Source organism: Rhodococcus sp. Leaf225 (assembly GCF_001426145.1).
Classification (GTDB): domain Bacteria; phylum Actinomycetota; class Actinomycetes; order Mycobacteriales; family Mycobacteriaceae; genus Rhodococcoides.
This window is the reverse complement of sequence record NZ_LMRN01000020.1, coordinates 298,875-323,503: the sequence shown is the minus strand read 5'-3', so window position 1 is coordinate 323,503 and position 24,629 is coordinate 298,875. Positions and strand designations below refer to the sequence as shown.

Sequence of the window (24,629 nt, the reverse complement as noted above, 5' to 3'; positions counted from 1 at the left end):
TGGTTCAGCGCGCGAGATTCTCGATGCGGTCGGCGAGCTCGCGTCCGGACAGCGGATCGCGGGCGATCACGAAGATGGTGTCATCCCCCGCGACCGTTCCCACAATCTCGGGCAGTGCCGCGCGGTCCAGTGCACTGGCGAGATAGTGCGCAGCTCCGGGCGGCGTGCGGAGAACAGCCATCGTGGAGCTGGCGTCGGTGGAGACGAGCAACTCGCCGAGCAGCCGGGAGAGCCGATCGGTGCCGCCCGCGACCCCTCGGACCGGGCTGCCGTCCTCGGGAACGACGTAGACGCCCGCACCGCCGTCGGCGGCGCGAAGTTTGACGGCGCCCAACTCGTCGAGATCGCGGGAGAGAGTGGCCTGGGTGGCCTCGATCCCCTCCGCCGCGAGCAGCGACTGGAGTTCCTGCTGCGATCGGACCTGGTGGGTGGAGAGCAGGGCCACGACGCGCGCCTGGCGCCCGGCGCGCGTCGACGACGTCACCGGGCCCTGCGACTCGGCGGTCACGGCGTCCGTCGTCCCGATGCCGCCTGCTCGAGCAGCCACACCAGGACGGCCTTCTGTGCGTGCAACCGGTTCTCGGCTTCGTCCCACACGACGCTGCGAGGGCCGTCGAGCACCGTGTCGCTGATCTCCTCGCCGCGGTGGGCCGGGAGGCAGTGCAGGACGAGTGCCTCCGAGTCGGCACGGTCGAGCAGCGACTCGTTGATCTGGAACGGGCGGAGGGGTCCGACGCGGTCCAGGCCGTCGTTCTCCTGTCCCATCGACGTCCACGTGTCGGTGACCAGCACGTCGGCTCCGGTCGCGGCGGCGATCGGATCGTTCGTGACGGTCACGCTCGCTCCCGTCCGCTCACCGCGCTCCTGCGTGGCCGCCAGCACCGACGGGTCCGGCACGAAGCCCTCCGGGGCGGCGATCGTGACGTCGACGCCGGCGGTGACGGCGCCGAGCATGAGGGAGTGCGCCATGTTGTTGGCACCGTCGCCGAAGTACGAGAGACGCAGACCTCTCAACGATCCCTTGCGCTCGGCGAGCGTCTGGAGATCGGCCAGCACCTGGCAGGGGTGGAAATCGTCGGACAGGGCGTTGACGATGGGCACGCTCGCCCCCGTCGCCATCTGCTCGAGGCGCTTCTGCCCGAACGTGCGCCACACGACGGCGTCGACGTAGCGGGACAGCACGCGCCCGGTGTCCTGCAGCGTCTCCTCGCGTCCGAGCTGCGTGCTGCGGCCGTCGACGACCACTGCGTGGCCGCCGAGCTGCGCGATGCCCATCTCGAACGAGAAGCGGGTGCGCGTCGAGTTCTTCTCGAAGATGACGCCGACGCCGCGCGGACCCTCCAACGGGCGCCGCGAGAACGGCGCCTTCTTGAGTTCGGCTGCGAGAGCGAGGATCTCGGCCTGCTCCTCGTGGGAGAGATCGTCGTCTCGAAGGAAGTGCCGCAGTGTCACGAGGTCGCCTCTGCTGTCGGCCGCGCCTCGTCGAGGACCGCGGGAAGTGCACGGACGAACGATGCTGCCTGCTCGTCCGTGATGATCAGGGGCGGCGCCAGACGCAGGACGTTCGCCTGCGCCGCGTTCACCAGGAAGCCTGCGTGGCGGGCCGCGGTCTCGACATCGGCCGCCACCGGCTCGGTGAGGACGATGCCCAGCAGAAGGCCCGCACCCCGTACGTGATCGACGAGGGGATGTCCGAGCGCCTCGATGTCGTGTCGCAGGATCTTGCCCAGCCGGTCGGCGTGCGAGAGCAGATCCTCGGACGCGAGAGTGCGCAGCACGGCCAGGGCCGCCGCCGAACACACCGGGTTGCCACCGAATGTGGTCCCGTGCTTGCCCGGGGTGAGCATGGCGGCTGCCGGGCCGATGCCGATGCAGGCGCCGATGGGCAGTCCCCCGCCCAGCCCCTTCGCGAGGGTGATGACGTCCGGGACGATGCCGAACCGCTGATGGGCGTAGAACCACCCCGTACGACCGATGCCCGTCTGGACCTCGTCGAGGATCAGCAGGGCGCCGTGGCGCGCGGTGATCTCGCGCGCTGCGGGCAGATAGCCCTCCGGCGGGACGACGACTCCGCCCTCACCCATGATCGGTTCGAGGAAGACGGCGGCCGTGTTCTCGTCGACCGCCGCCTCGAGCGCGGCGATGTCGCCGTAGGGAACGTGCGACACACCGGCGGGCATGGGCTCGAACGGAGCCCGCTTGTCCGCCTGCCCCGTGAGCGCGAGGGCTCCCATGGTCCGACCGTGGAACGCGTTCTCCGCCGCGATGATGTTCGGTCGACCCGTGAGACGCGCGATCTTGAAGGCGGCCTCGTTGGCCTCGGTGCCGGAGTTGCAGAGGAACACCCGAGCATCGCCGCCGGCAGCGTGACCGAGGTGCTCGAGGAGGTGCTCCGCCAGTTCGATCGACGGCGGCGCCGCGTAGAGGTTGGACGTGTGGCCCAGCGTCGTCAGCTGGGCGGAGACCGCCTCGACGACGGCAGGATGTCCGTGGCCGAGGATGTTGACCGCGATCCCGGCGAGGAGATCGAGGTACTCCTTGCCGTCGGCGTCCGTCACCACGGCTCCCGAACCGCCGACCAGCGCCACGCGCGGCACGCCGTAGTTGTTCATCAGCGCATTCGAGAAGCGTTGCTGCAGTTGCTCCGTGCTGGTCATGCCCGTCCTCTCGTACTGCCGTCGTGCACCATCGTGCCGATGCCCTCGCCGGTGAACAGTTCCAGGAGCACGGAGTGCTCGAGTCGACCGTCGATGACATGGGCGCTGGGAACTCCCCCGCGCACCGCGCGCAGACACGCCTCCATCTTGGGGACCATGCCGGCGTCCAGGCCGGGCAGCAGTTCGGCGAGGACGTCCGCCTCGATCTCCGAGACGAGCGACCCGCGGTCCGGCCAGTTCGTGTAGAGCCCCTCGACGTCGGTGAGGACGACGAGCTTCTGCGCGCCGAGCGCCTCCGCGAGGGCCGCGGCCGCGGTGTCCGCGTTGATGTTGTGCACGACGCCGTCCGCGTCGGGAGCGATGGTCGAGACGACCGGGATGCGCCCGGCCTCGATGAGGTCGTGCACCGCAGCGGGATTCACCGTCGTCACGTCGCCCACCAGACCGATGTCGGTGGCGACACCGTCGACGGTCACGGTGCGTCGAGTCGCCGTGAACAGGTGCGCGTCCTCGCCGGAGATGCCGACAGCGTAGGGGCCGTGCGCGTTGATCAGTCCGACCAGCTCGCGACCGACCTGCCCGAACAGGACCATGCGCACGACGTCCATCACCTCGGGCGTCGTCACGCGGAAGCCGCCGCGGAACTCCCCCACCAGTCCGAGTCGAGTGAGCATGGCGGTGATCTGGGGACCGCCGCCGTGCACGACCACCGGGTGGATACCGACGGTGCGCAGGAACGCCATGTCGGCCGCGAACGCGGCCTTGAGTCGATCGTCGATCATGGCGTTGCCGCCGTACTTGACCACGACGACCTTGCCCGTCCACTGCTGGAGCCACGGGAGGGCGCCGGCGAGGATGCGTGCGGTGTCGTGTGCGGACACGGGCTCGGACGACGTCATGACGAGTACGCCGAGTTCTCTTCGACGTAGGCGTGCGACAGATCCGTGGTCCTGATCGACGCCGACGCGGAGCCGACACCGAGGTCCACCTCGACCGTGATGTCGACGGCCGAGAGATCGACCTCACGAGCGCCGGGCACACCCATGCTGTCGACGCACACGGGATTGCCGTTGAACGACACGACGATGCGATCGGGATCGAGCGCGACCGGCGCGATGCCCACAGCGGCGAGAACGCGGCCCCAGTTGGGATCGGAGCCGAACAGCGCCGTCTTGACGAGGGAATCGCGTGCGATGGTTCGCGCCGCCACGAGTGCGTCCTGTTCGGACTCGGCACCATCGACCCTGACGATGATCCGCTTGGTCACGCCCTCCGCATCGGCCATCAGCTGATCCGCGAGGTCGTCGCACACCGCGAGGACAGCGGCGTCGAGTTCCTCCTGTGTCGCCTCGATGCCGCTGGCACCGGACGCGAGGAGCAGCACCGTGTCGTTCGTGGAGGTCGCGCCGTCCACGTCGAGTCGGTCGAAGGACTGTGCCGTCGCGTGCCGGAGGGCGCGATCGAGCTGATCGGCGCTCGCCACGGCGTCCGTGGTGACGACACACAGCATCGTCGCCAGCGAGGGCGCCAGCATGCCGGCGCCCTTGGCCATGCCGCCCACGTTCCAGCCGTTCTCGTGGTGGATCGCGGCCTGCTTCGGCCGGGTGTCGGTCGTCATGATCGCGTAGGCCGCATCGGTGCCGCCCGAAATGCCTCCGGCGAGCTCGTGCACCACCTCGGTGACACCGCCGAGCACCTTGTCCATGGGCAACCGGTCGCCGATCAGTCCGGTCGAACACACGGCGATCTCGCCGGCGCCCGTCTCGGTTCCCCAGTCGCTGAGGGTCGATGCGAGGTGCTCGGCGGTACGGTGCGTGTCCTGGAATCCGGGCGCACCGGTGCAGGCGTTGGCGCCGCCCGAGTTCAGGACGACGGCGCGGAGCCGACCGGAGGTCAGCACCTGCTGCGACCACAGGACGGGCGCAGCCTTGATCTTGTTCAGGGTGAAGACACCGGCCGCTGCCAGATCGGGGCCCTCGTTGACCACGAGGGCGACGTCGAGGCCCCCCTTGGCCCGGAGACCGGCCTCGACCCCGGCGGCCCGGAATCCCGCTGCCGACGTCACACCCTGTGTGCGGACGAGAACCCCGGGAGCGCGCGTAGGGGTGCCGGGAGAGGACTGGCTGTGGTCGGTCATGGTGCTGTTCCCACCGTGGAGAGTCCGGCGCTCTCGGGGAGTCCGAGAGCGATGTTCATCGACTGCACCGCGGCACCGGCGGTGCCCTTCGTCAGATTGTCGATGGCGGCGAGGACCACCAGCAAGCCCGCGTCCTCGTCGACCGCCACCTGCAGGTGGACCGCGTTGGACCCGAGCACCGACCCCGTCTGCGGCAGCTGCCCCTCCGGGAGAAGGTGGAGGAAAGGTTCGTCGGCGCAGTACTTCTCGTAGACCGCACGCGCCTCGGAGGCCGACACTGTCGTCGGAGCGGTGCACGTCGCCAGGATGCCGCGCGGCATCGGAGCCAGCACAGGAGTGAACGACACGATCACCTCGGTGCCGGCGATGGCGGACAAGTTCTGCGTGATCTCCGGCGTGTGGCGATGCGCGCCGGCGATGCCGTAGGCACGGACCGACCCCATGACCTCGGAACCCAACAGGTCCGGCTTCGCCGCGCGACCGGCGCCGGAGGTGCCGCTCACGGCCACCACGGTCACGCGGGGCTCGACCATGCCGGCAGCAAACGCGGGCGCCAGAGCCAGCGACGAGGCCGTGGGATAGCACCCCGGGACCGCGATGCGCGTCGCTCCGACCAGGGCGTCCCGACCACCGGGCAACTCGGGCATGCCGTACGGCCAGTGTCCGGCGTGTTCCCCGCCGTACCAGCGATCCCAGGCGGCGGCGTCGGTCAACCGGAAGTCGGCACCGCAGTCGATGATCAGCGTGGAGTCCGACAGCTGTTCGGCGAGGGCGGCTGACTTCCCGTGCGGGAGCCCGAGGAATACGACGTCGTGCCCCTCCAGGGCCGCGGCGTCCGTGTCCACCAGCACGCGGTCCGCGAGCGGAACGAGATGCGGATGGTGTTGCCCCAGCGTGGTTCCGGCGTTTCCACCGGCCGTCAGGGCGCCGATGGTCATCCGGCCGTCGAGCACTGCCGGGTGTCCGAGCAGCAGACGCAGGATCTCGCCACCCGCGTAGCCACTGGCGCCCGCGACGGCCACCCGGGTGCCCGTCGATGTCGATGCACTGTCCATACGATGATTATGCATGACGGTGCAAGCTCATTCAAAAGCGGCGCACCGTCAGTGTCGGAGTTCGGCTCCCACCGCCGTCGCCGCTGCCGCGACGGCGGCATCGCGAGCGGCACTCGCCTCGTCCTCGGTCAACGTACGGTCGGCCGCTCGGAACCGCAGGGCGAAAGCCAGCGACTTCCGGCCGGCACCGACCTGATCGCCGGAGAACACGTCGAAGACACGAATGTCCTCGAGGAGTGGGCCCGCCCCCGACATCAGAGCCGACTGCACGGCGGCGGCCGGGACGGACTCGTCGACGACGACCGCGACGTCCTGCAGCACGGCGGGGAACGGCGAGATGGACGGCGACGGCAGCGGCTCGCGGGTGGGAACGAGATCGAGGTCGATCTCCACCGCGCAGGTCCGCGGCGGCAGACCGGCGCGCTCGAGGACACCGGGATGCAGCTCACCCGCGTGCCCGACCACGACACCGTCGACAACGACTTCGGCACACCTGCCCGGATGCCACGGAAGGTACTGGGCGGACCGGAGTTCCACCTCGACACCGGACGCGCTCGCGATCGTCCTCGCTGCGCTGAAGGCATCGGTGGCGTCGGCAGGACGGCCGACGCCCCACGGCCCGGGTGCCGTCACCGCACCGGTCAGGACGACGGCGGCGTGCAGCGGCTGCACCGGCAACGACTGCTTCAGAGCGTCGATCTCGTCCTCGGTGGGACGACGGTCGACGGCGAGCGCATCGATCGGGCGCGTGCCCTCGCCCGGTTCGACGACCTGCGCGACGGCGAACAGCGCCAGATCCCGCTGTCCGCGCGAGACGTTGCGCTGGGCGATCTCCAGGAGACCGGGGACGAGAGTGGTCGCCAGTTCGGGTCGGTCCGCCTCCAACGGATTGAGCACCCGCGTGGTCACCCGGCGCGGATCGTCCGCGTCGAGTCCCCAGACGTCGAAGACCCCGGCCGGCAGGAACACGGGCGCGAGGACCTCGACGTGCCCCGTGTAGGCCAGTGCCCGACCCACCGCCCGGCGACGACGCTGGGCGGCGGTGAGTCCGCGGCCCGCGGGAGCGTGCGGCAGGACGGACGGAATGGACTCCAGTCCCTCGAGTCGCAGCACCTCCTCGACCAGGTCGGCGGCCTGACGGAGGTCGGGACGCCACGTCGGCGGCGTCACGACGGCCACCCCGCGCCCGGCCTCGGACACGTCCACGACGACCTCGCACCCGACCTGGGTGAGGCGGCGCACCGCGGTTCCGCTCGGATAGGTCACACCCGCGACCCGGTCCGGCAGGTCGAGATCCATGGTCACGGTGTCGGACACCGTCGGTGCACCGATGTCGGTGAGCAGGGGCTCCACCCGGCCGCCCGCGATCGAGGCCAGCAGTGCGGCGGCACGGTCGAGCGCGCGCACCGGGAGAGCAGAGTCCACCACTCGTTCGTAGCGACGGCTCGCCTCACTGGGCAGCCGGTGACGGCGCGCGGTGCGGAACACGGCGAGCGGGCTCCAGATGGCCGCCTCGAGCAGGATGTCGGTGGTCTCGTCGCCCACCTCGGTGGACGCGCCACCCATGACACCGGCCAACGACACCACGCCGGACCCGTCCGCGATGACGACGTCCTCCGGGTCGAGGGTGCGCACGGTGTCGTCGAGGGTGCGGAGCGTCTCCCCCGCCTCGGCCCGGCGGACCACCAACCCGCCCGACAGCGCGGAGGCGTCGAACGCGTGGAGCGGTTGGCCCAGTTCGAGCATGACGTAGTTGGTGACGTCGACCGCGGGCGAGATGGGTCGCACCCCGGACAGCAGCAGCCGCCGCTGGATCGTCCAGGGGGTCACCGCGGCCGGATCGATGCCCACGACGCGGCGCGCGGCGAAACGGGTGGCACCCGACTCGGAACGGACGTCGACGGGCCACGCCTCGCCCTCGGAGGCGGCCGCGGACACGACGGGCTGCGGGGCGTCGGCGGGATCGACGAAGTCCAGGTCGAAACCGCACGCCAGTTCGCGGCCGAGACCGCGCACGCTCAGGGCGTATCCGCGATCGGGCGTCACGTTGACGTCGAACACGGTGTCGTCCATGCCCAGAACGGCGAGTGCGTCGTCGCCGGGCACGGCCGTGCCGGCAGGCAGCACGAGAATGCCGGAGTGATCCGAACCGATACCGAGCTCGGACACCGAGCAGATCATGCCGTCGGACGTGCGCCCGTACGTGGACCGCGCGGCGATGGCGAACCCGCCGGGCAGAACACTGCCGGGAAGTGCGGCCACGATGAGGTCGCCCTCCGCGAAGTTCCGTGCACCGCACACGATTCCGCGGGGCTCCGCCTCGCCCACCTCGACCAGGCAGAAGCGGATCGGCTTCTTGAACTCGGTCAACTCCTCGATGGACTGCACACGGCCGACGACCAACGGGCCCGTGATCTCCGGAAGGGGGATGACGTCCTCGATCTCGAAGCCGACGGACACGAACCCCGCGTCGAGCTCGTCAGCAGTGACGCTCCACTCGGGAGCGGCCTTCCGGACGACCTCGGTCAACCAGGACTGGGGCACTCGCACGACTTCTCCACTCTCTCTGTCTGAATGCTTGTCTGCAGGGGCCGAGCGTCAGCCGGCCACGCCGAAGGGCAGGCTGAACCGCACGTCGCCCTCGACGATGTCGCGCATGTCGGGAATGTCGTTGCGGAACTGCAGCGTTCGCTCGAGGCCCATACCGAAGGCGAACCCGCTGTAGATCTCCGGGTCGACGCCACAGGCGCGCAGCACGTTCGGATTCACCATGCCGCAGCCACCCCATTCGACCCAGCCCGCTCCACCCTTCTTGCGGGGGAACCACACGTCCACCTCCGCGGACGGCTCGGTGAACGGGAAGTAGTTGGGGCGCATCCGGGTCCGCGTCTCCGGGCCGAACAACGCACGCGCGAACGCGTCGAGCGTGCCGCGGAGATTGGCGAGCGTGAGCCCCTTGTCCACGGCGAGTCCCTCGACCTGATGGAAGACGGGCGTGTGCGTCGCGTCGAGTTCGTCCGTACGGAACGTGCGCCCGGGGCACACCACGTAGATCGGCAGGTCGCGCTCGAGCATCGACCGCACCTGCACCGGCGAGGTGTGCGTGCGCAGCACCTGACGAGACCCCTCGGGCGCGACGTGGAACGTGTCCTGCATCGTCCGCGCGGGATGGTCGGGCAGGAAGTTGAGCGCGTCGAAGTTGAAGTGCTCGGTCTCCACCTCCGGGCCCTCGGCCACCTCCCACCCCATCGCCACGAAGACGTCGGCGACCTGATCGGCGATGACGGTGATGGGATGGCGGGCACCCACCGGGCGGCGGACGGACGGCAGGGTCACGTCGATCGCCTCGGCGACGAGCACGGCCGCGTCACGTTCGGCGAGCAGCACCTCACGACGATCGTCGAACGCGATCCGCACGCGGTCACGCGCCACCTTGACCCGCTTGCCGGCGTCGGCCCGCTCGGTCTTCGGCAGCGAGCCCAACGCGCGCTGTGCGAGCGCGAGGGGCGCCTTGTTCCCGATGTGGTGGATCTTGGCCTCGGACAGAGCGTCGATGTCGGACGCGGCGGCGAAGGCGGACTCGGCCTCGGTGACGGCTGCGTCCAGCGCCGCGTCGGTCAGCGCCTCCGCGTCGGCAACGGCCTGATCGGCCTGCGCTTCACCCTCGTTGCGCTCCACGTCCACACACTCCATCGTCTCGATCGGCGAGCACCTCTGTCGCGGTGCTCCTCACGGTCGCCGGGCAGAACCCGGCGGGGAAAGCCTAGGCGGTGCCCCCGCGGCGCTGCACCCGCGCACCGGCGTACAGACACACGGCGGCCGCGGTGGCGAGGTTGAGACTCTCGGCGCGGCCGTGGATGGGAATGCGCACCCGGTGATCCGCAGCAGCCGCGACCTCGCGGGACAGCCCGTGCGCCTCGTTGCCGAACACCCAGGCGGTGGGCCCGGCCAGCGCGTCGTCGGCGTCGTCGAGGTCCAGTTCACCGTCGACGGTCGTCGCCAGCAGACTGGCGCCGGTCGCACGGACCGCGTCGAGTACCGCCGTCACCGAACGCTCCCGTGCGACGGGGAGATGGAAGAGACTTCCGGCGGACGCGCGGACGCTCTTGCCGTTCAGCGGATCGACACTGTCCCCGGCGAAGATCACCGCGCCGGCGCCGGCGGCGTCCGAGACGCGCAGGATGGTGCCCGCGTTGCCCGGCTCGGAGATGTCGACGACGACCGTCACGAGTGACGGGTTCGCGGCCAACGCCTCGGCCAGGGAGACGACGACGGACGTGCACACGGCCACGATTCCCGGCGGCGTCACGGTGTCCGACAGCGATTTCGCCGCGCGCTCGGTCATCAGCTGCGGCTGCGCACCGGCCGCGGCCGACGCCTCGAGCAGTCCGCGGTGCTCGTCGAACCAGCGCTCGGTGGCGAACACCTCGCGCACGACACCGGCGGCGACCGCCTCGGTCACCGCGTTCTCTCCCTCCGCGAGGAAGAGGCCGGTTCGCCGACGTTCGACGCCGCGCTGCAGCTTGACAGCCGAAACGACCCGCGGAGTCCGCTCGGTGAGCGGCGCCGCGGGTCGTGACGGAGTGTCGTCGAAGCGCCTGATCAGGCTGCTTCTCCGGCCGGTGCGTTGATGTCGGCAGGCAGTGCCGCCTTGGCGATCTCGACGAGTGCGGTGAACGCCGCAGCGTCGGAGACCGCGAGCTCGGCGAGGATCTTGCGGTCGACCTCGACCTCGGCGATCTTCAGACCCTGCACGAAACGGTTGTACGTGATGTCGTTCGCCCGAGCTGCCGCGTTGATACGCGTGATCCACAGCTTGCGGAAGTCACCCTTGCGAGCGCGGCGATCGCGGTACGCGTAGGTGAGCGAGTGGAGCTGCTGCTCCTTCGCCTTGGTGTAGAGACGCGAACGCTGCCCGCGGTATCCGCTGGACGCCTCGAGAATCGAACGACGCTTCTTCTGGGCGTTGACCGCCCTTTTCACGCGTGCCACTGGTGAATCCTGTCGTAGAGGGGCCTAGGGCCCGGGTGGGAAAGAGATCAGAGACCGAGAAGCCGCTTGACGCGGGGAACGTCGTTGGGGCTGACGACGGCCTTGCCGTCGAGGCGACGCGTCACGCGCGAGGACTTGTGCTCGAGCAGGTGGCGGCGGCCGGCCTTCTGGCGCAGGATCTTTCCGCTACCGGACACCTTGAATCGCTTCGCGGTGCCGCTGTGAGTCTTCGACTTGGGCATGAGTCCTCAGTTCTGTTACTTCGGTCGGTGGTGCTGGTGGATCCGAACGCTCAGGCGCTCGGTGTGGCTGGTGCCTGCGGCGTCGCCGGCGTCTGCGGAGCAGCGGGTGCCGGCGGTGTCGCCTCGGCGGCGGGTGCAGCAGTCGGCGCGGAGGCCGGCGGCGGCACGGTGGCGCGCGGTGCGTTGGACGCCTCCGCTGCCTTCGCCCTGGTCTTGGCGCCCTTGTGCGGAGCCAGGACCATCGTCATGTTGCGGCCGTCCTGCTTGGCCGAGGTCTCGACGAAGCCGTGCTCGGCGACGTCGGCGCCCAGGCGCTGCAGGAGGCGGTAACCGAGTTCGGGCCGCGACTGCTCGCGTCCACGGAACATGATGGTCACCTTGACCTTGGACCCGGCCTCGAGGAAGCGGACGACATGGCCCTTCTTCGTCTCGTAGTCGTGGTCGTCGATCTTGGGACGAAGCTTCTGCTCCTTGATGACCGTGAGCGTCTGGTTCTTGCGCGACTCACGAGCCTTCTGCGCGGCTTCGTACTTGAACTTGCCGTAGTCCATGATCTTGCAGACCGGCGGACGGGCGTCGGGTGCGACCTCGACGAGGTCGAGATCGGCTTCGACAGCCAGGCGGAGTGCATCTTCAACACGCACGATCCCCACCTGTTCACCGCCAGGTCCGACGAGTCGGACTTCGGGAACTCGGATGCGATCGTTGATGCGGGTCTCAGTGCTGATGGGGCCTCCTCGGTAGTGCGGTGACGGATGGTGGTGCTCGACCCGATGCGGTGCGCCGTCCTACGCGCTCCACACCGGCGCTCGTGCTCTCCGTCTACCTCGACACCGTGGCCACCCGATTTGTTCCCGCGGGAACCTTCCGAACGACGAAAACCCCGTCGCTCACGATCGAGATCGCGAGCAGCGGGGTCCGGTACCGACCGGTCGACGGATGTCACCATCCGCGGGCCACCCCGTCTCGTCGACGAAGCGCACCACTTCCCGATGTGGCTGGGAAGGACCGGAACCACTGCCCGGCGAACCGTGCGGTGGTGGGAGTCGGACTCCACTTGCTGCCTTCGGGTTCCGTATCCGTGCCCGGCACTCACGCGCCGACACGGACACACCTGAAGGCGGTCGTGGAAAAAAGAATAACATCAGGTGCCCCCGCGGATCGAATCCGTCCGGTCACGCACCGGGCGGGGACGTCGGTGTCGGCGCATCGTGGCATCGTCTGATGTCATGACGACCCCCGATGATGCCGTTCAGGCCGGTGCTCCACAGGCGGAGGGCGATGCGCCGCAGCTCGAGCCGGACGTGCGTGAACTGGCCGACGTCCCTGCGATCGAGGTCATCAGCCGCGCCGCGGTGATGCTCATGAGCTCCGCCGCCGAGAAGCTGGGACTCTCCGACGCGGATCCGTCCGACAGCCCCCACCTCGACCTCGACGAGGCGCGACGCGTCATCACCGCACTCGCCGGACTGGTCACGGCCTCCGTGGAGTACCTGGGGCCGCACGCCGGCCCCATCCGCGAAGGGCTGCAGGCACTGCAGAAGGCGTTCCGCGAGCAGTCGGCGCACCCGGACGCGCCCGGCGCCGGGCCCGGCGAGAAGTACACCGGGCCCGTCCACTGACCGTCACGCGACGGCCCGGTCAGGAGACCGCGACAGGCTTGCGCTTGCGGGTCCGCTTGACCGGGACCGGTGGGGTCGAGGCGGCGTCGAGAGACTCCTGCAGGAACTTGCCGGTGTAGCTCTCGGGCACGGCGGCGATCTGCTCGGGAGTGCCCTCGGCCACCATCGTTCCGCCGCCGGATCCGCCCTCGGGTCCCATGTCGATGACCCAGTCGGACGTCTTGATGACGTCCAGGTTGTGCTCGATGACGATGACGGTGTTGCCCTTGTCCACCAGACCGTTGATCACCAGCAACAGCTTGCGGATGTCCTCGAAGTGCAGACCCGTGGTCGGCTCGTCGAGGATGTACACCGTGCGTCCCATGGAGCGCTTCTGCAGCTCTGCGGCCAGCTTCACACGCTGCGCCTCGCCGCCGGACAGCGTGGTGGCCGGCTGCCCCAGACGGACATAGCCCAGGCCCACCTCGTTCAGCGTCTTGAGGTACCGGTGGATCGAGGTGATCGGTTCGAAGAAGTCGGCCGCCTCCTCGATGGGCATGTTCAGCACCTCGGCGATGGTCTTGCCCTTGTAGTGGACCTCGAGCGTCTCCCGGTTGTACCGGGCACCGTGGCACACCTCGCACGGCACGTAGACGTCCGGCAGGAAGTTCATCTCGATCTTCAGGGTGCCGTCACCCGAGCACGCCTCGCACCGGCCGCCCTTCACGTTGAAGGAGAACCGACCCGGCTGGTAGCCACGGATCTTGGCCTCGGTCGTCGCGGCGAACAGTGTCCTGATCTTGTCGAACACCCCGGTGTAGGTGGCCGCGTTGGACCGCGGCGTACGGCCGATGGGTGACTGGTCGACCCGGACCAGCTTGTCCAGCTGGTCGAGGCCGTTGACGCGGGTGTGCCGACCGGGTACCTGACGAGCGCCGTTGAGCTTGTTCGCCATCACCGTCGCCAGGATGTCGTTGACCAGCGTGGACTTGCCCGATCCCGACACGCCCGTCACGGAGGTGAGCACTCCCAGCGGGAAGCTGACGTCGATGTCCTGCAGGTTGTGCTCCCGGGCACCGATCACGGAGATCTTGCGCTTGGGATCGATCGGGCGACGTACCGCCGGGACATCGATGGCCGAGCGACCCGAGAGGTACGCCCCGGTGAGGCTCTCCGCGTTGGTGAGAAGCGTCTCGTAGGTTCCGCTGTGCACGACACGTCCGCCGCGCTCACCGGCGAGCGGGCCGATGTCGACGACCCAGTCGGACGTGCGAATGGTGTCCTCGTCGTGCTCGACGACGATGAGCGTGTTGCCGAGGTTGCGCAGCCGCGTGAGCGTGTCGATGAGCCGGCGGTTGTCCCGCTGGTGGAGGCCGATGGACGGCTCGTCCAGCACGTACAGGACTCCGACGAGACCACTGCCGATCTGCGTCGCCAGGCGGATGCGCTGCGCCTCGCCGCCCGACAGCGTTCCTGCCGCGCGCGACAGTGTGAGGTACTCGAGTCCCACGTCCAGCAGGAAGCCGAGGCGGGCCTGGATCTCCTTGAGCACCTGGCCGGCGATGGCCTCCTCACGCGGACCGAGCGTCAGCGTGTTGAGGAAGTTCGAGCACTCCGAGATGGACAGTGCACACACGTCGGCGATGGACTTGTCCCCGAAATCGCCCGCGGCGATGGTCACGGACAGGATCTCGGGGCGCAGGCGGGCACCCTCGCACACCGGGCAGTCGACCTCCCGCATGTAGCCGTCGTAGCGCTCTTTCATCTGCTCCGACTCGGTCTGATCCATCCGACGGTGCAGGAAGGGCATGACGCCCTCGAACTCGGCGTAGTAGGACCGGGTGCGTCCGTACCGGTTCTTGTAGCGGACGTGCACCTGATGCTCGCTGCCCTCGAGGACGGCACGCTTCACCTTGGCCGGCAGCTTCCGCCACGGGGTGTCGATGTCGAAGCCCATGGCGTCGGCGAGCCCGGACAGCAGCCGGCCGAAGTACTCGGACGTCTGGCCCATGGACCACGGCGCGATGGCGCCGTCCGCCAGGCTCAGATCGGGGTCCGGAACCACCAGTTCGGGGTCGACCTCCTTGCGGATGCCGAGTCCCGCACACTCGGGGCACGCGCCGTAGGGCGAGTTGAACGAGAACGCGCGGGGTTCGAGTTCGTCGACGGACAGCGGGTGCCCGTTGGGGCACGCCAGACGCTCGGAGAACCGGCGCTCACGGTCGGCGGCGTTCTCCTCGCGGTCGACGAAGTCGAGCACCAGGATGCCGTCGGCGAGGCGCAGCGCGGTCTCCACCGAGTCGGTGAGCCGCTGCTTGGACGACGCCTTGACGGTCAGGCGGTCGACCACCACCTCGATGTCGTGCTTGTCCTGCTTCTTCAGCTTGGGCGGATCGGTGAGCTGGTGCACGGTGCCGTCGACGCGGATACGCGAGTAACCCTGCGTGTTGAGCTGCTCGAAGAGATCGACGAACTCGCCCTTGCGGGTGCGCACGACAGGAGCGAGCACCTGGAAACGCAGGCCCTCCTCCATCGCGAGCACCTGGTCGACGATCTGCTGGGGCGACTGCTTGGCGACGCGCTCACCGCACTGCGGGCAGTGCGCCGTGCCGGCGCGTGCGTAGAGCAGGCGCAGGTAGTCGTAGACCTCGGTGATGGTGCCGACCGTGGACCGCGGGTTGCGGTTGGTCGACTTCTGATCGATCGAGACCGCGGGCGAGAGGCCCTCGATGAAGTCGACGTCCGGCTTGTCCATCTGGCCCAGGAACTGGCGCGCGTAGGCCGAGAGCGACTCGACGTAGCGGCGCTGACCCTCGGCGAAGATGGTGTCGAACGCCAGGCTCGACTTGCCCGACCCGGACAGACCGGTGAACACGATGAGACTGTCCCGGGGCAGATCGATGTCGACGCCCTTGAGATTGTGTTCGCGTGCGCCCTGCACTACCAGGCGATCCGCCACGGTTGTCCTCTCCTTCGTCACGGCCCACGGCCGTGCAACGTGCTGCGTCGACTCTCTCGTCGACCGCGTGAACTGCCCACTCTTCGTCGGACATGTCGTGTTCGGACACGACAGGCTTCGACGACCATATGCCCGAGGTCCGACAGACTCGACCGGCCGACGGGCTCCGCGCCCGGCTCACGACCGGTCATCGTGGGTAATCTCACGCTCATGACCGAGAATGCACCGACGATCTCCGACGACTACACCGGCGAGGTGTCCGTGGGGACGGGCTCGCAGCGCCGGACCCTGTCGCACGCCACGATCGTGAAGACCTCGGTGGGCCCGATGGACAACAACGCCTACCTCGTCATCTGTTCCCGGACGGGCCGATCGCTGCTCGTCGACGCCGCGAACGACGCTCCGACGCTGCGCGCCGTCGTCGACCACGTGGCACCCGAGGTCTCGCTGATCGTCACGACGCACCAGCACTTCGACCACTGGCAGGCACTCGAGGACGTCGCATCGGCGACGGGCGCCCCGTCGGCGGCACATCCGCTCGATGCGGAACCGCTCCCCGTCGCCCCCACCCGCCTGCTCGACGACGGCGACTCCGTGCAGGTCGGCGACGTCACCCTCGACGTGATCCACCTCCGCGGCCACACTCCCGGGTCGATCGCGCTGGCGCTCACGGACCCCGAGAGCGGCGTCGTGCACCTGTTCACCGGCGACTCGCTCTTCCCCGGCGGCGTCGGCAAGACCGACGGAGAGGCGAACTTCGTGTCGCTGCTGGACGACGTGGAATCGCGGATCTTCGGTCGCTACGACGATCGAACGGTCGTCTACCCGGGCCACGGCAAGGACACGACGCTGGGCTCGGAACGTCCTCACCTTCACGAATGGCGGACCCGCGGCTGGTGATCCGTCACCACGATCCGGTCCCCCGCCCGCCCCGCGATTCAATCGCCGGGGCGGGGGGTATGGATACAGTTCGAGAGCGTCACATGCATGTCATGGGCGTGAACAACCGCACTCGTGCAGCCAGAGCAGTCCCCCACACCACAGCCGCAACGCAGGAGGCTCAGTGATTGTCCGCCGGATCGCCCGACCGATGCTCGCATCCATCTTCATCGCAGGAGGCGTGGATGCGCTGCGCAACCCCGCCGGAAGGGCTCAGGCCGCGAAGCCTCTGATCGAGAAGAGCCAGGACGCCCTTCCCGACGAGGTGACGCAGAACGTTCCCTCCGACCCCGAGACGCTGGTCAAGATCAACGCCGCGGTGCAGATCGGCGGCGGATTCCTTCTCGCGACCGGTCGGGCGCCGCGCCTCGCGTCCACCGTGCTCGCGGGCAGCCTCGTCCCGACGACCCTTGCGGGTCACTCTTTCTGGAAAGAGACGGACCCGCAGGCGAAGGCGCTGCAGCGCACCCAGTTCATCAAGAACGTCAGCCTCCTCGGCGGCCTGCTCATCGCCGCCGTCGACACCGAGGGCAAGCCGTCCGTCGCCTGGCGCGGTCGCAAGGCGGCCAAGTCGGCCAAGGTCGCCGTCGCCGGCGCCCTCCCGCTGGTGTCCTCCTCGGACAGCTCCGACACGCTCGCCCACGCCGGCGAGCGCGCCAAGGAGCTCGCGGGCGTCGCCGCCGAGCGCGCACAGCCGCTCGTCGAGATCGCCTCGCAGCGTGGCGCCGAGCTGGCGGACGTCGCCCAGGATCGCGGCGGCAAGCTCGCCGAGCTGGCGAAGGAGCGCAGTGCCAAGTGGGCCGATCTGGCCGCGGCACGCGCATCCGAGTTCGCCGACGTCGCCCAGGATCGCGGCAGCAAGTACGCCGAGATCGCCGCGTCCCGCGGTGCCGAGCTGGCCGAGAAGGCCAAGGCCGACGGCAGCGATCTGGCGGAGAAGTACGGCAAGAAGGCCCGCAAGCAGGCCAAGAAGTCCGGCAAGGACGCGCGCAAGCAGTTCGACGCAGCGCGCAAGGAGTACAAGAAGCAGTACAAGTCCACCAGCAAGGACGCGCAGAAGCAGCTGCAGGCCTCGCTCAAGGACGCCGAGAAGCGCGCCAAGGAGGCACGGGCCCGCGTCGAGGGCACGGTGCACCAGTACCTCTGATCTTTTCCCCGCAGCACACGGCCGGTGTTCCCGAGAGATCGGGGGCACCGGCCGTTGCCGTCGGGAGCCCGTAGACTTTTCTGGCGCTTCCGTGCGCCGCCGAGAGGTGCACGACGCCCTCGTCACCCCGCCCCACTCGCGTACAGGAGACCATGTGCCGGATCAGGGCACCCCGACAGATCTGCACGACGCCGACCTCGATCAGGAACAACAGCGCGTCACCCTGCTCTACGACCGCCTCGACGCTCTGCGGACCTATGCACGGTCCCGGCTGAGCGCCGTCCTGCTCCAGACGGGCGGGACACCGCAGGCGCGCAGCGAACGCGAGTCCTACTCGGCTCTCTACAACGACGACATCGCGAAGTACGACGCGTCCGAGAACGGTCTGTGCTTCGGCCGGATCGACGTCGAGGACGACGCGCCGCGCTACATCGGCCGTGTCGGCATCCTCGACGAGGACGACGACTACCAGTCGTTGCTCTACGACTGGCGCGCCCCGCTGGCCCGCCCGTTCTATCTCGCCACGCCCGCCGCCCCCGAGGGCGTCGTACGCCGTCGCCACATCCGGACGCGCAGTCGACGCGTCACCGGGGTGGCGGACGAGTACCTGGACCTCCGGACGGCGCAGGACGCCGGCGTCGCCACCGGATCGGACGGTGTCGCCGGTGAGAGTGCTCTGCTGTCCGCGCTCAACGCCGCACGCACGAGACAGATGAACGACATCGTCGAGACCATCCAGCGCGAGCAGGACGACATCATCCGGTCCACGCATCGCAGCGTCCTGGTGGTGCAGGGTGGTCCCGGCACCGGCAAGACGGCGGTGGCCCTGCATCGCGCCGCCTACCTGCTGTACACGTACCGCAAGCAGCTGGACAAGAGCGGCGTGCTGATCATCGGACCGAACAGCACCTTCCTGGACTACATCGGCCAGGTGCTGCCCTCCCTGGGCGAGACGGGGGTGCTGCTGTCGACCATCGGGGATCTGTACCCGGGTGTCGACGCGAGCCGCGAGGACTCCGCGCGCGCGGCGGAACTCAAGGGCTCCCTCGACATCGTCGACGTCCTGATCGCCGCCGTGCGCGACCGTCAGGAACTTCCGTCGGAGCCGGTGTCGGTCGACTTCGACACCTACACATTGCGGATCGACCGCAAGATGGTCACGCGCGCACGGGGACGAGCGCGGTCCTCGCGTCGACCCCACAACCTCGCTCGACCGATCTTCGTGTCCACCATGATCGATCTGCTCGCCGACCAGTTCGCCGCCATCGTGGGCGGTGACGTGCTCGACGGGTCGAATCTGCTGAGCCGTGACGACATAGCCGATATCCGCGACGAGATGCGGGAGAGCCCCGAACTGATGGGTGCGATCGGCGCACTGTGGCCGGAGCTGTCCGCCCAGGACGTTCTCGCCGGGCTGCTGGCCTCGGCCGAACGGCTGCGGACGGCCGCACCGGGGTGGGACCCCGAGGACCGTGCCGCCCTCGAACGGTCGGACGACGGACGCTTCAGCGGTGCCGACGCTCCCCTGCTCGACGAGCTCGCCGAGCTCCTGGGTATCGACGACGCCGCGGAACGCGAACGGGAACAGCGTCGCTGGCGCGCCCAGATCGAGGACGCCCAGGGCGCTCTCGACATCCTGACCGGATCGGCACCGCAGGATCTCGAGGACGAACTCGATCCGGAGATCCTCATGGCGTACGACCTCATCGACGCCGACAGACTCGCCCAGCGTCAGGGGCACGGACGCCGGTTGACGGCGGCCGAACGCGCGGCCGGCGACCGCACGTGGACCTACGGCCACGTCATCGTCGACGAGGCGCAGGAACTCTCGCAGATGGCGTGGCGGATGGTCATGCGCCGCATACCCAATCGATGGATGACCCTCGTGGGCGACGTGGCCCAGACGGGCGACACGGCGGGTGCCTCGTCCTGGCAGGACGTCCTGGGCCCCTATGTGGCGCAACGGTGGAAGCTGACCGAACTCACCGTGAACTACCGCACCCCCGCGGCGATCATGGAGATCGCCCGGCGAGTTCTCTCGACGCTCGACCCGGCCGCATCGATCCCGCGGTCGGTGCGGGACAACGGTGAGACGCCGTGGGCGCATCGAGTCACGGAGGACGATCTGGTGTCGGCGGTCGAACGCCACGTCGCCGCGCATCCGCGCCCGGGGATGTCGGCGGTGCTGGCACCCGCGGACATCGCCGCGCGGCTCGCACACCTGGGGGCCGACGACGTCCGGGTGTGCACGGTGCGCGACGCGAAGGGACTCGAGTTCGACTCGGTGCTCATCGTGGAACCCGCACGGATCGTGGACGACTCGGCCCGCGGCCTGAACGATCTGTACGTCGCGCTCACGCGCGCGACACAGCGGCTGGGAATCGTCCACACATCGCCGCTACCGGACGTGATGGGACCCATCGCCCCCGTGACGCAGTGATGCCGTCACGGCACGAACGGATCGTGCCGTGACGGCATCCAGCGGTGGTTCGAGCGTCAGTGCGTGGTGTGCACGATCAACACGTCGCAGCGCGCCTTGCGAGCCGCATCGGACGGAACCGAGCCGAGCAGGCGGCCGGTGAGCGAGTTCAGTCCACGGTTTCCCACCACGAGCAGATCCGCCTTCACCTCGCCGACGAGCTCGAGCAGCGAGTCGACGGGGTTGCCCACCACGGGACGCTCCTCGATCGACGAGGCGCCGGCCGCCACCGCACGCTCTCGCGCGACACGCAGAATCTCCTGTGTCGGAGCGGATCCCGTGATCTGGTACGCGTCGTCCTTCAGTGCGTCCGCGTCCTGCGAGGACGCCTTCGAGTCCGCCGGGTAGTACGCACACGCGATGTAGAGCGTCGCGGCGGAATCGCCCGACAGCGCTGCCGCCTTCTCCACGGCCCGCAGTGACGAATCGGAGCCATCGGTTCCGACGACGACGTTGCGGTAAGCGCTCATACATTCCTCCAGTGGTCATGTCCCGACGATCATCGAGTGTCGATTCGAGACATTAGTCGCAGCGGCGACCGCCCGACGCGGCTTCCGGTCGAAAGCACGTGTCTCTCCCCTCGCATACATTGAAGTAATGCCACGACCCCGATTCCGGTTGCCCGGACGCGCCTCGACGCTCGGACGACCGGTGATCGTCGTCGTCGCGGTGCTCGTCGTCCTCGCCCTCGCCGTGGCGTCGTTCGCACTTCTGCGCGACTCGAACGGTTCCGCGTCGTCGGTGCGGACCGAGGACGCCGTCCGCACACTTCCGGAGAGTCCGGGCAGCAGTGCCACCGTCGACATCGACACGACGCTGTACCTGCCGGACACGGACGGGCCCGTACCGGCGGTGTTGTTGGCCCACGGCTTCGGCGGCGACAAGAACTCGGTGGCCGCCCAGGCACGGGATCTCGCGTCGCGAGGGCTCGTCGTCCTCGCGTACAGCGCGCGCGGCTTCGGCCTCAGCACCGGCAGCATCGGCCTCAACGATCCCGATCGTGAGGTGGCCGACGCTCGCGGGCTGATCGACTACCTGGCCACTCGCCCCGAGGTGCAACTCGATTCCCCGGGTGACCCTCGGGTCGGCGTCGCCGGTGGTTCCTACGGCGGCGCGCTCGCGCTCATGGCGGCCGGAACCGATCCTCGCATCGACGCGGACGCCGCCTCGATCACGTGGAACGACCTGAACCAGTCCCTCTTTCCCAACTACTCGGTGGCCGAGCCGTCGTCGCAGGCACCGACACCCGCCGTGTCCGAGGGCAGCGACGCCGGCGTCCTGAAGCGCGGCTGGGCCGGCATCTTCTTCGGCGCCGGTGCGGCCCCCGCTCCCGGTGGAGCCGGCGACGCTCCGACATCGACCGCCCCCGCTGGAGCATGCGGCCGGTTCGCCCTCCAGGTGTGTCTCGCGTACGCGGAGTCCGCGGTGAGCGGACAACCGTCCGAGGCCACCAGCGAACTGCTGCGTGCGCGCTCGCCCCGGTCGTTCGCCTCCTCGATCACCGCACCCACCCTGCTCGTGCAGGGCCAGCGCGACACCCTCTTCGGACTCGACCAGGCCGACGCCACCGCGCGGCAGATCGCGGCGGCCGGTGGCTCGGTCCAGGTGCGGTGGTTCGACGGCGGCCACGATGCCGGCGGGACCGACGCCACCGCGGACGGTGCGGTCGCGGACTTCCTGGTGCAGCATCTGATCGGGGACGGGACCGACTCCCCGCGCGCCGATTCGGCGTTCACGTACGCGTTGGCGGGCGATCCGACCGACCAGGGCGATCGGGCTCGCGAGCTCACCGCCGCCGCGTATCCGGGGCTCTCGGACGCCACTCCGACCGAACGCCAGGACTTCCCGCTCACCTCGGCCACCGGCAACGACACTCAGACCGTCGTCCGGCCGCCCGGTGGGTCCCCGGCTGCTCTCACGTCTCTGCCCGGGGTCGGCTCCGCCTCGGTCCTCGGCGGCGCCGCGGCCGGGCTCGGCGGGGCCGCGAGCGCACTCCTGACGGGCGACATCCCGGGACAGACCGCGTCGTTCGTCACGGAGCCGCTCGACTCGTCGTACACGATCGTCGGTACGTCGTCGGTGTCCGTCACCGTCGGTCCGACCACCTCGCCGAGCGGCACCGTGCTCTTCGCCAAGCTGTACGACGTGTCCGACGACGGTCGACGCACTCTGCCCAACGGCCTGGTGTCCGCGGTGCGGGTCCCCCCGTCCGACCAGCCCTCCACGGTGAGCGTCACGTTGCCTGGCATGGCATACCAGGTCGCCGCCGGGAATCGCGTCGAGGTGGCGTTCTCCACCACCGACCAGGCCTACGCCGTCCCGCTCGAGCCCGCGGCGGTGTCGGTCACGCTCTCCGACGCCACGCTCGCGCTGCCCGAGGTACCCGCCGAGAACGCGGAGTCGACGTTCCCGTGGGTCCCCGTCGTGGGCATCGCGGGGCTCGCCGTGCTGGTCGCCGCCCTCGTCGCTCTCGCATCGTTCATCTCCCGGCGTCGCACCGTCGCCGAGGTGGACGAGTCGCTGGTGGACGTCCCGCTGGTGATCACCGATCTCGCGAAGAGCTACTCCAACGGCTTCCGCGCGGTGGACGGCGTGTCGTTCCGCGTCGGCGCGGGGCAGGTGCTCGGGCTCCTCGGCCCCAACGGCGCCGGCAAGACCACCACGCTGCGCATGCTGATGGGCCTCATCACGCCCTCCAGCGGCGAGATCCGGGTCTTCGGGCACCTGGTCTCTCCGGGGGCGCCGGTCCTGTCCCGACTCGGTTCCTTCGTCGAGGGGTCCGGATTCCTTCCCCATCTCTCGGGGATGGAGAACCTGGACCTGTACTGGAAGGCGACCGGCCGACCGGCGGAGGACGCCCATCTCGAGGAGGCACTCGAGATCGCCGACCTCGGCACGGCGATCCACCGCAAGGTCCGGTCGTACAGCCAGGGCATGCGGCAACGGCTCGCCATCGCGCAGGCGATGCTCGGACTCCCGGACCTCATGGTCCTGGACGAACCCACCAACGGGCTCGACCCGCCCCAGATCCGCACCATGCGCGACGTCCTCATCCGCTACGCGCAGACGGGACGCACGGTCCTGGTCAGCAGCCACCTGCTGGCGGAGGTCGAGCAGACCTGCACGCACGTCGTCGTCATGAACAAGGGCGTCGTCATCAGCTCCGGGACGGTCGACGATCTGATCGGCGCGAGCGGTCCGCTGGAGTTCCGTGTCGATCGGCCCGCCGATGCCGTCTCGGTGTTGCGAGGCATCGACGGCATGGGCGAGGTCGTCGAGGCGGAACCGGAGGGCGCGATCAAGGCGCAGCTCGGAGTGCTCGATCCCGCGATGGTGGTGCGGACGTTGGTGGGCGCCGGTATCGGCGTCTCCTCCGCGTCGCGATCGACACGACTCGAGGACGTCTTCCTCGACCTCGTGCACGACGACACCGACCGACTCCGTCATGCGGCGGAAGCATCCTCGGGGAACGGAACGACCACATGAGCGCCGACAGTCGACCGACGACCACCACCGCGGCGCATCCGGACGGCCGGGTCGCGGGGTACACCCCCGCGGGCACGCTGTCGCTACGGACCGAGCTGACGCGGCAGTTCACGCGGCGGAGAACCCAGTTGTCCCTGGGCTTCCTCGCGTTGCTGCCCGTCATCATGGCCATCGCGTTCACGGTGGGCGGGTCGGACTCCGACACCGCCAGCGGGAGCCTCATCGACCTGGGCACGCAGAGCGGGGTGAACTTTCTCGTCTTCGCCCTGTTCGTGTCGGTGGGATTCCTGCTGATCGTGGTGGTGGCGCTGTTCTTCGGCGACGCGATCGCCAGCGAGGCATCGTGGTCGAGTCTGCGCTACCTGCTCGCGGTTCCTGTTCCGCGAGGTCGGCTGCTGCGACAGAAGGCCCTGGTGTCGGCGATCCTGTCGCTCGCCGCGCTGCTCACGCTCGTGGGGGTGTCGCTCATCCTGGGCAGCGTGCTGTACGGCCTGGGGTCGCTGGTGTCACCCTTCGGCGATGCCCTGTCGTTCGGGCTGTCGATCGGGAGGCTCGCGATCGGCGTCGTCTTCATCGCGATCAATCTGACGTGGGTGGCCGGGCTGGCACTCGCCCTGTCGGTGTCTACCGACGCGCCCCTGGGCGCGGTCGGCGGCACGGTGATGGTGTCGATCGTGGCCCAGATCCTCGATCAGATCACGGCACTGGGATCACTGCGCAACCTGTTGCCCGGCCACTACTCGACGTCGTGGACGGGCGTGCTGTCACCGACGCTGTCGTGGAACGACCTGCTCGACGGCGCCTTCTCCTCGCTCGCGTACGCCACGATCTTCGGCATCATCGCGTGGCGACGATTCGCGACGAAGGACATCACGAGCTGACGACGAGGCCCGGCACCGTGTCCGTCGGTGCCGGGCCTTCTCGTGTGCGAGGAC

The 24,629-nt window shown here is 69.3% G+C and carries 20 protein-coding genes; 6 read left to right on the top strand and 14 right to left on the bottom strand.

All coding sequences use genetic code 11. From position 1 onward, the window contains the following. Positions 1–4 precede the first annotated feature (4 nt). The 12 genes from ASG69_RS14990 to infC form a co-directional block, all read right to left on the bottom strand. Positions 5–526 carry an arginine repressor gene (locus tag ASG69_RS14990; protein ID WP_197027837.1) on the bottom strand — a complete coding sequence of 174 codons (522 nt, stop codon included), beginning with the start codon at positions 524–526 and terminating at the stop codon, positions 5–7. Then, positions 505–1,452, bottom strand: a complete 948-nt coding sequence (gene argF, locus ASG69_RS14985; protein WP_056447985.1) for an ornithine carbamoyltransferase — start codon at positions 1,450–1,452, stop codon at positions 505–507. The genes ASG69_RS14990 and argF overlap by 22 nt, the downstream gene beginning before the upstream one ends. After that, entirely contained in the window at positions 1,449–2,657 is a 1,209-nt protein-coding gene (locus tag ASG69_RS14980; RefSeq protein WP_056447982.1) for an acetylornithine transaminase, read from the bottom strand. The genes argF and ASG69_RS14980 overlap by 4 nt, the downstream gene beginning before the upstream one ends. Beyond that, positions 2,654–3,556 (bottom strand): acetylglutamate kinase, encoded by a 903-nt coding sequence (gene argB, locus ASG69_RS14975; protein ID WP_027506740.1) that lies wholly within the window; start codon positions 3,554–3,556, stop codon positions 2,654–2,656. The genes ASG69_RS14980 and argB overlap by 4 nt, the downstream gene beginning before the upstream one ends. Further along, positions 3,553–4,794, bottom strand: a complete 1,242-nt coding sequence (gene argJ / locus ASG69_RS14970) for a bifunctional glutamate N-acetyltransferase/amino-acid acetyltransferase ArgJ (RefSeq protein ID WP_056447979.1) — start codon at positions 4,792–4,794, stop codon at positions 3,553–3,555. The genes argB and argJ overlap by 4 nt, the downstream gene beginning before the upstream one ends. Continuing rightward, a complete protein-coding gene (gene argC, locus ASG69_RS14965) occupies positions 4,791–5,849 on the bottom strand; it encodes an N-acetyl-gamma-glutamyl-phosphate reductase (RefSeq protein WP_156380537.1) in 1,059 nt (352 codons plus the stop codon). Before argC ends, argJ begins: the two co-directional genes overlap by 4 nt. A gap of 48 nt (positions 5,850–5,897) precedes the next feature. Beyond that, positions 5,898–8,399: a phenylalanine--tRNA ligase subunit beta gene (gene pheT / locus ASG69_RS14960; protein WP_056447973.1), complete on the bottom strand. Its 2,502-nt coding sequence runs from the start codon at positions 8,397–8,399 to the stop codon at positions 5,898–5,900. Between the two features lie 48 nt (positions 8,400–8,447). Continuing rightward, the gene (pheS, locus tag ASG69_RS14955) at positions 8,448–9,527 is read right to left on the bottom strand and encodes a phenylalanine--tRNA ligase subunit alpha (RefSeq protein ID WP_235578964.1); all 1,080 of its coding nucleotides are present in this window, start codon (positions 9,525–9,527) and stop codon (positions 8,448–8,450) included. Positions 9,528–9,612: 85 nt separating this feature from the next. Continuing rightward, positions 9,613–10,452 (bottom strand): TrmH family RNA methyltransferase, encoded by an 840-nt coding sequence (locus tag ASG69_RS14950; RefSeq protein ID WP_037186780.1) that lies wholly within the window; start codon positions 10,450–10,452, stop codon positions 9,613–9,615. Next, complete coding sequence (rplT, locus tag ASG69_RS14945; protein WP_027506746.1) at positions 10,452–10,841, bottom strand: 50S ribosomal protein L20; 390 nt, start codon at positions 10,839–10,841, stop codon at positions 10,452–10,454. The genes ASG69_RS14950 and rplT overlap by 1 nt, the downstream gene beginning before the upstream one ends. A 47-nt stretch (positions 10,842–10,888) precedes the next feature. Beyond that, entirely contained in the window at positions 10,889–11,083 is a 195-nt protein-coding gene (gene rpmI / locus ASG69_RS14940; RefSeq protein ID WP_027506747.1) for a 50S ribosomal protein L35, read from the bottom strand. A gap of 50 nt (positions 11,084–11,133) precedes the next feature. After that, the gene (infC, locus tag ASG69_RS14935; protein ID WP_082544654.1) at positions 11,134–11,811 is read right to left on the bottom strand and encodes a translation initiation factor IF-3; all 678 of its coding nucleotides are present in this window, start codon (positions 11,809–11,811) and stop codon (positions 11,134–11,136) included. A gap of 501 nt (positions 11,812–12,312) precedes the next feature. Between infC and ASG69_RS14930 the strand changes: the two genes are divergently transcribed. After that, entirely contained in the window at positions 12,313–12,705 is a 393-nt protein-coding gene (locus tag ASG69_RS14930) for a DUF1844 domain-containing protein (protein ID WP_056447967.1), read from the top strand. A 19-nt stretch (positions 12,706–12,724) separates the two neighbouring features. Here the strand turns inward: ASG69_RS14930 and uvrA are convergent, their stop codons facing one another. Then, positions 12,725–15,643, bottom strand: a complete 2,919-nt coding sequence (uvrA, locus tag ASG69_RS14925) for an excinuclease ABC subunit UvrA (RefSeq protein ID WP_056448104.1) — start codon at positions 15,641–15,643, stop codon at positions 12,725–12,727. 210 nt (positions 15,644–15,853) lie between these two features. Between uvrA and ASG69_RS14920 the strand changes: the two genes are divergently transcribed. The 3 genes from ASG69_RS14920 to ASG69_RS14910 all read left to right on the top strand — a co-directional run bounded on the left by ASG69_RS14920 (position 15,854) and on the right by ASG69_RS14910 (position 20,169). Then, complete coding sequence (locus tag ASG69_RS14920; RefSeq protein ID WP_056447965.1) at positions 15,854–16,543, top strand: MBL fold metallo-hydrolase; 690 nt, start codon at positions 15,854–15,856, stop codon at positions 16,541–16,543. Positions 16,544–16,706: 163 nt separating this feature from the next. Continuing rightward, complete coding sequence (locus ASG69_RS14915; protein WP_056447962.1) at positions 16,707–17,729, top strand: DoxX family protein; 1,023 nt, start codon at positions 16,707–16,709, stop codon at positions 17,727–17,729. Between the two features lie 154 nt (positions 17,730–17,883). Then, the gene (locus tag ASG69_RS14910) at positions 17,884–20,169 is read left to right on the top strand and encodes a HelD family protein (protein WP_056447960.1); all 2,286 of its coding nucleotides are present in this window, start codon (positions 17,884–17,886) and stop codon (positions 20,167–20,169) included. Positions 20,170–20,225: 56 nt separating this feature from the next. Here the strand turns inward: ASG69_RS14910 and ASG69_RS14905 are convergent, their stop codons facing one another. Next, positions 20,226–20,678: a universal stress protein gene (locus tag ASG69_RS14905; protein WP_027506754.1), complete on the bottom strand. Its 453-nt coding sequence runs from the start codon at positions 20,676–20,678 to the stop codon at positions 20,226–20,228. A gap of 127 nt (positions 20,679–20,805) precedes the next feature. Here ASG69_RS14905 and ASG69_RS14900 point away from each other — a divergent pair, with 127 nt between their 5' ends. Beyond that, positions 20,806–23,694, top strand: a complete 2,889-nt coding sequence (locus ASG69_RS14900) for an alpha/beta fold hydrolase (protein ID WP_082544653.1) — start codon at positions 20,806–20,808, stop codon at positions 23,692–23,694. Then, a complete protein-coding gene (locus ASG69_RS14895) occupies positions 23,691–24,575 on the top strand; it encodes an ABC transporter permease (protein WP_027506755.1) in 885 nt (294 codons plus the stop codon). The genes ASG69_RS14900 and ASG69_RS14895 overlap by 4 nt, the downstream gene beginning before the upstream one ends. The last annotated feature ends 54 nt before the right edge of the window (positions 24,576–24,629 follow it).

Excerpts from the sequence above, each read along its gene's own strand:
- ASG69_RS14980 (WP_056447982.1), bottom strand. The coding sequence starts at position 2,657 with ATGACCAGCACGGAGCAACTGCAGCAACGCTTCTCGAATGCGCTGATG.
- argB (WP_027506740.1), bottom strand. The coding sequence starts at position 3,556 with ATGACGTCGTCCGAGCCCGTGTCCGCACACGACACCGCACGCATCCTC.
- argJ (WP_056447979.1), bottom strand. The coding sequence starts at position 4,794 with ATGACCGACCACAGCCAGTCCTCTCCCGGCACCCCTACGCGCGCTCCC.
- argC (WP_156380537.1), bottom strand. The coding sequence starts at position 5,849 with ATGGACAGTGCATCGACATCGACGGGCACCCGGGTGGCCGTCGCGGGC.
- rpmI (WP_027506747.1), bottom strand. The coding sequence starts at position 11,083 with ATGCCCAAGTCGAAGACTCACAGCGGCACCGCGAAGCGATTCAAGGTG.
- ASG69_RS14930 (WP_056447967.1), top strand. The coding sequence starts at position 12,313 with ATGACGACCCCCGATGATGCCGTTCAGGCCGGTGCTCCACAGGCGGAG.
- ASG69_RS14920 (WP_056447965.1), top strand. The coding sequence starts at position 15,854 with ATGACCGAGAATGCACCGACGATCTCCGACGACTACACCGGCGAGGTG.
- ASG69_RS14905 (WP_027506754.1), bottom strand. The coding sequence starts at position 20,678 with ATGAGCGCTTACCGCAACGTCGTCGTCGGAACCGATGGCTCCGATTCG.
- ASG69_RS14900 (WP_082544653.1), top strand. The coding sequence starts at position 20,806 with ATGCCACGACCCCGATTCCGGTTGCCCGGACGCGCCTCGACGCTCGGA.
- ASG69_RS14895 (WP_027506755.1), top strand. The coding sequence starts at position 23,691 with ATGAGCGCCGACAGTCGACCGACGACCACCACCGCGGCGCATCCGGAC.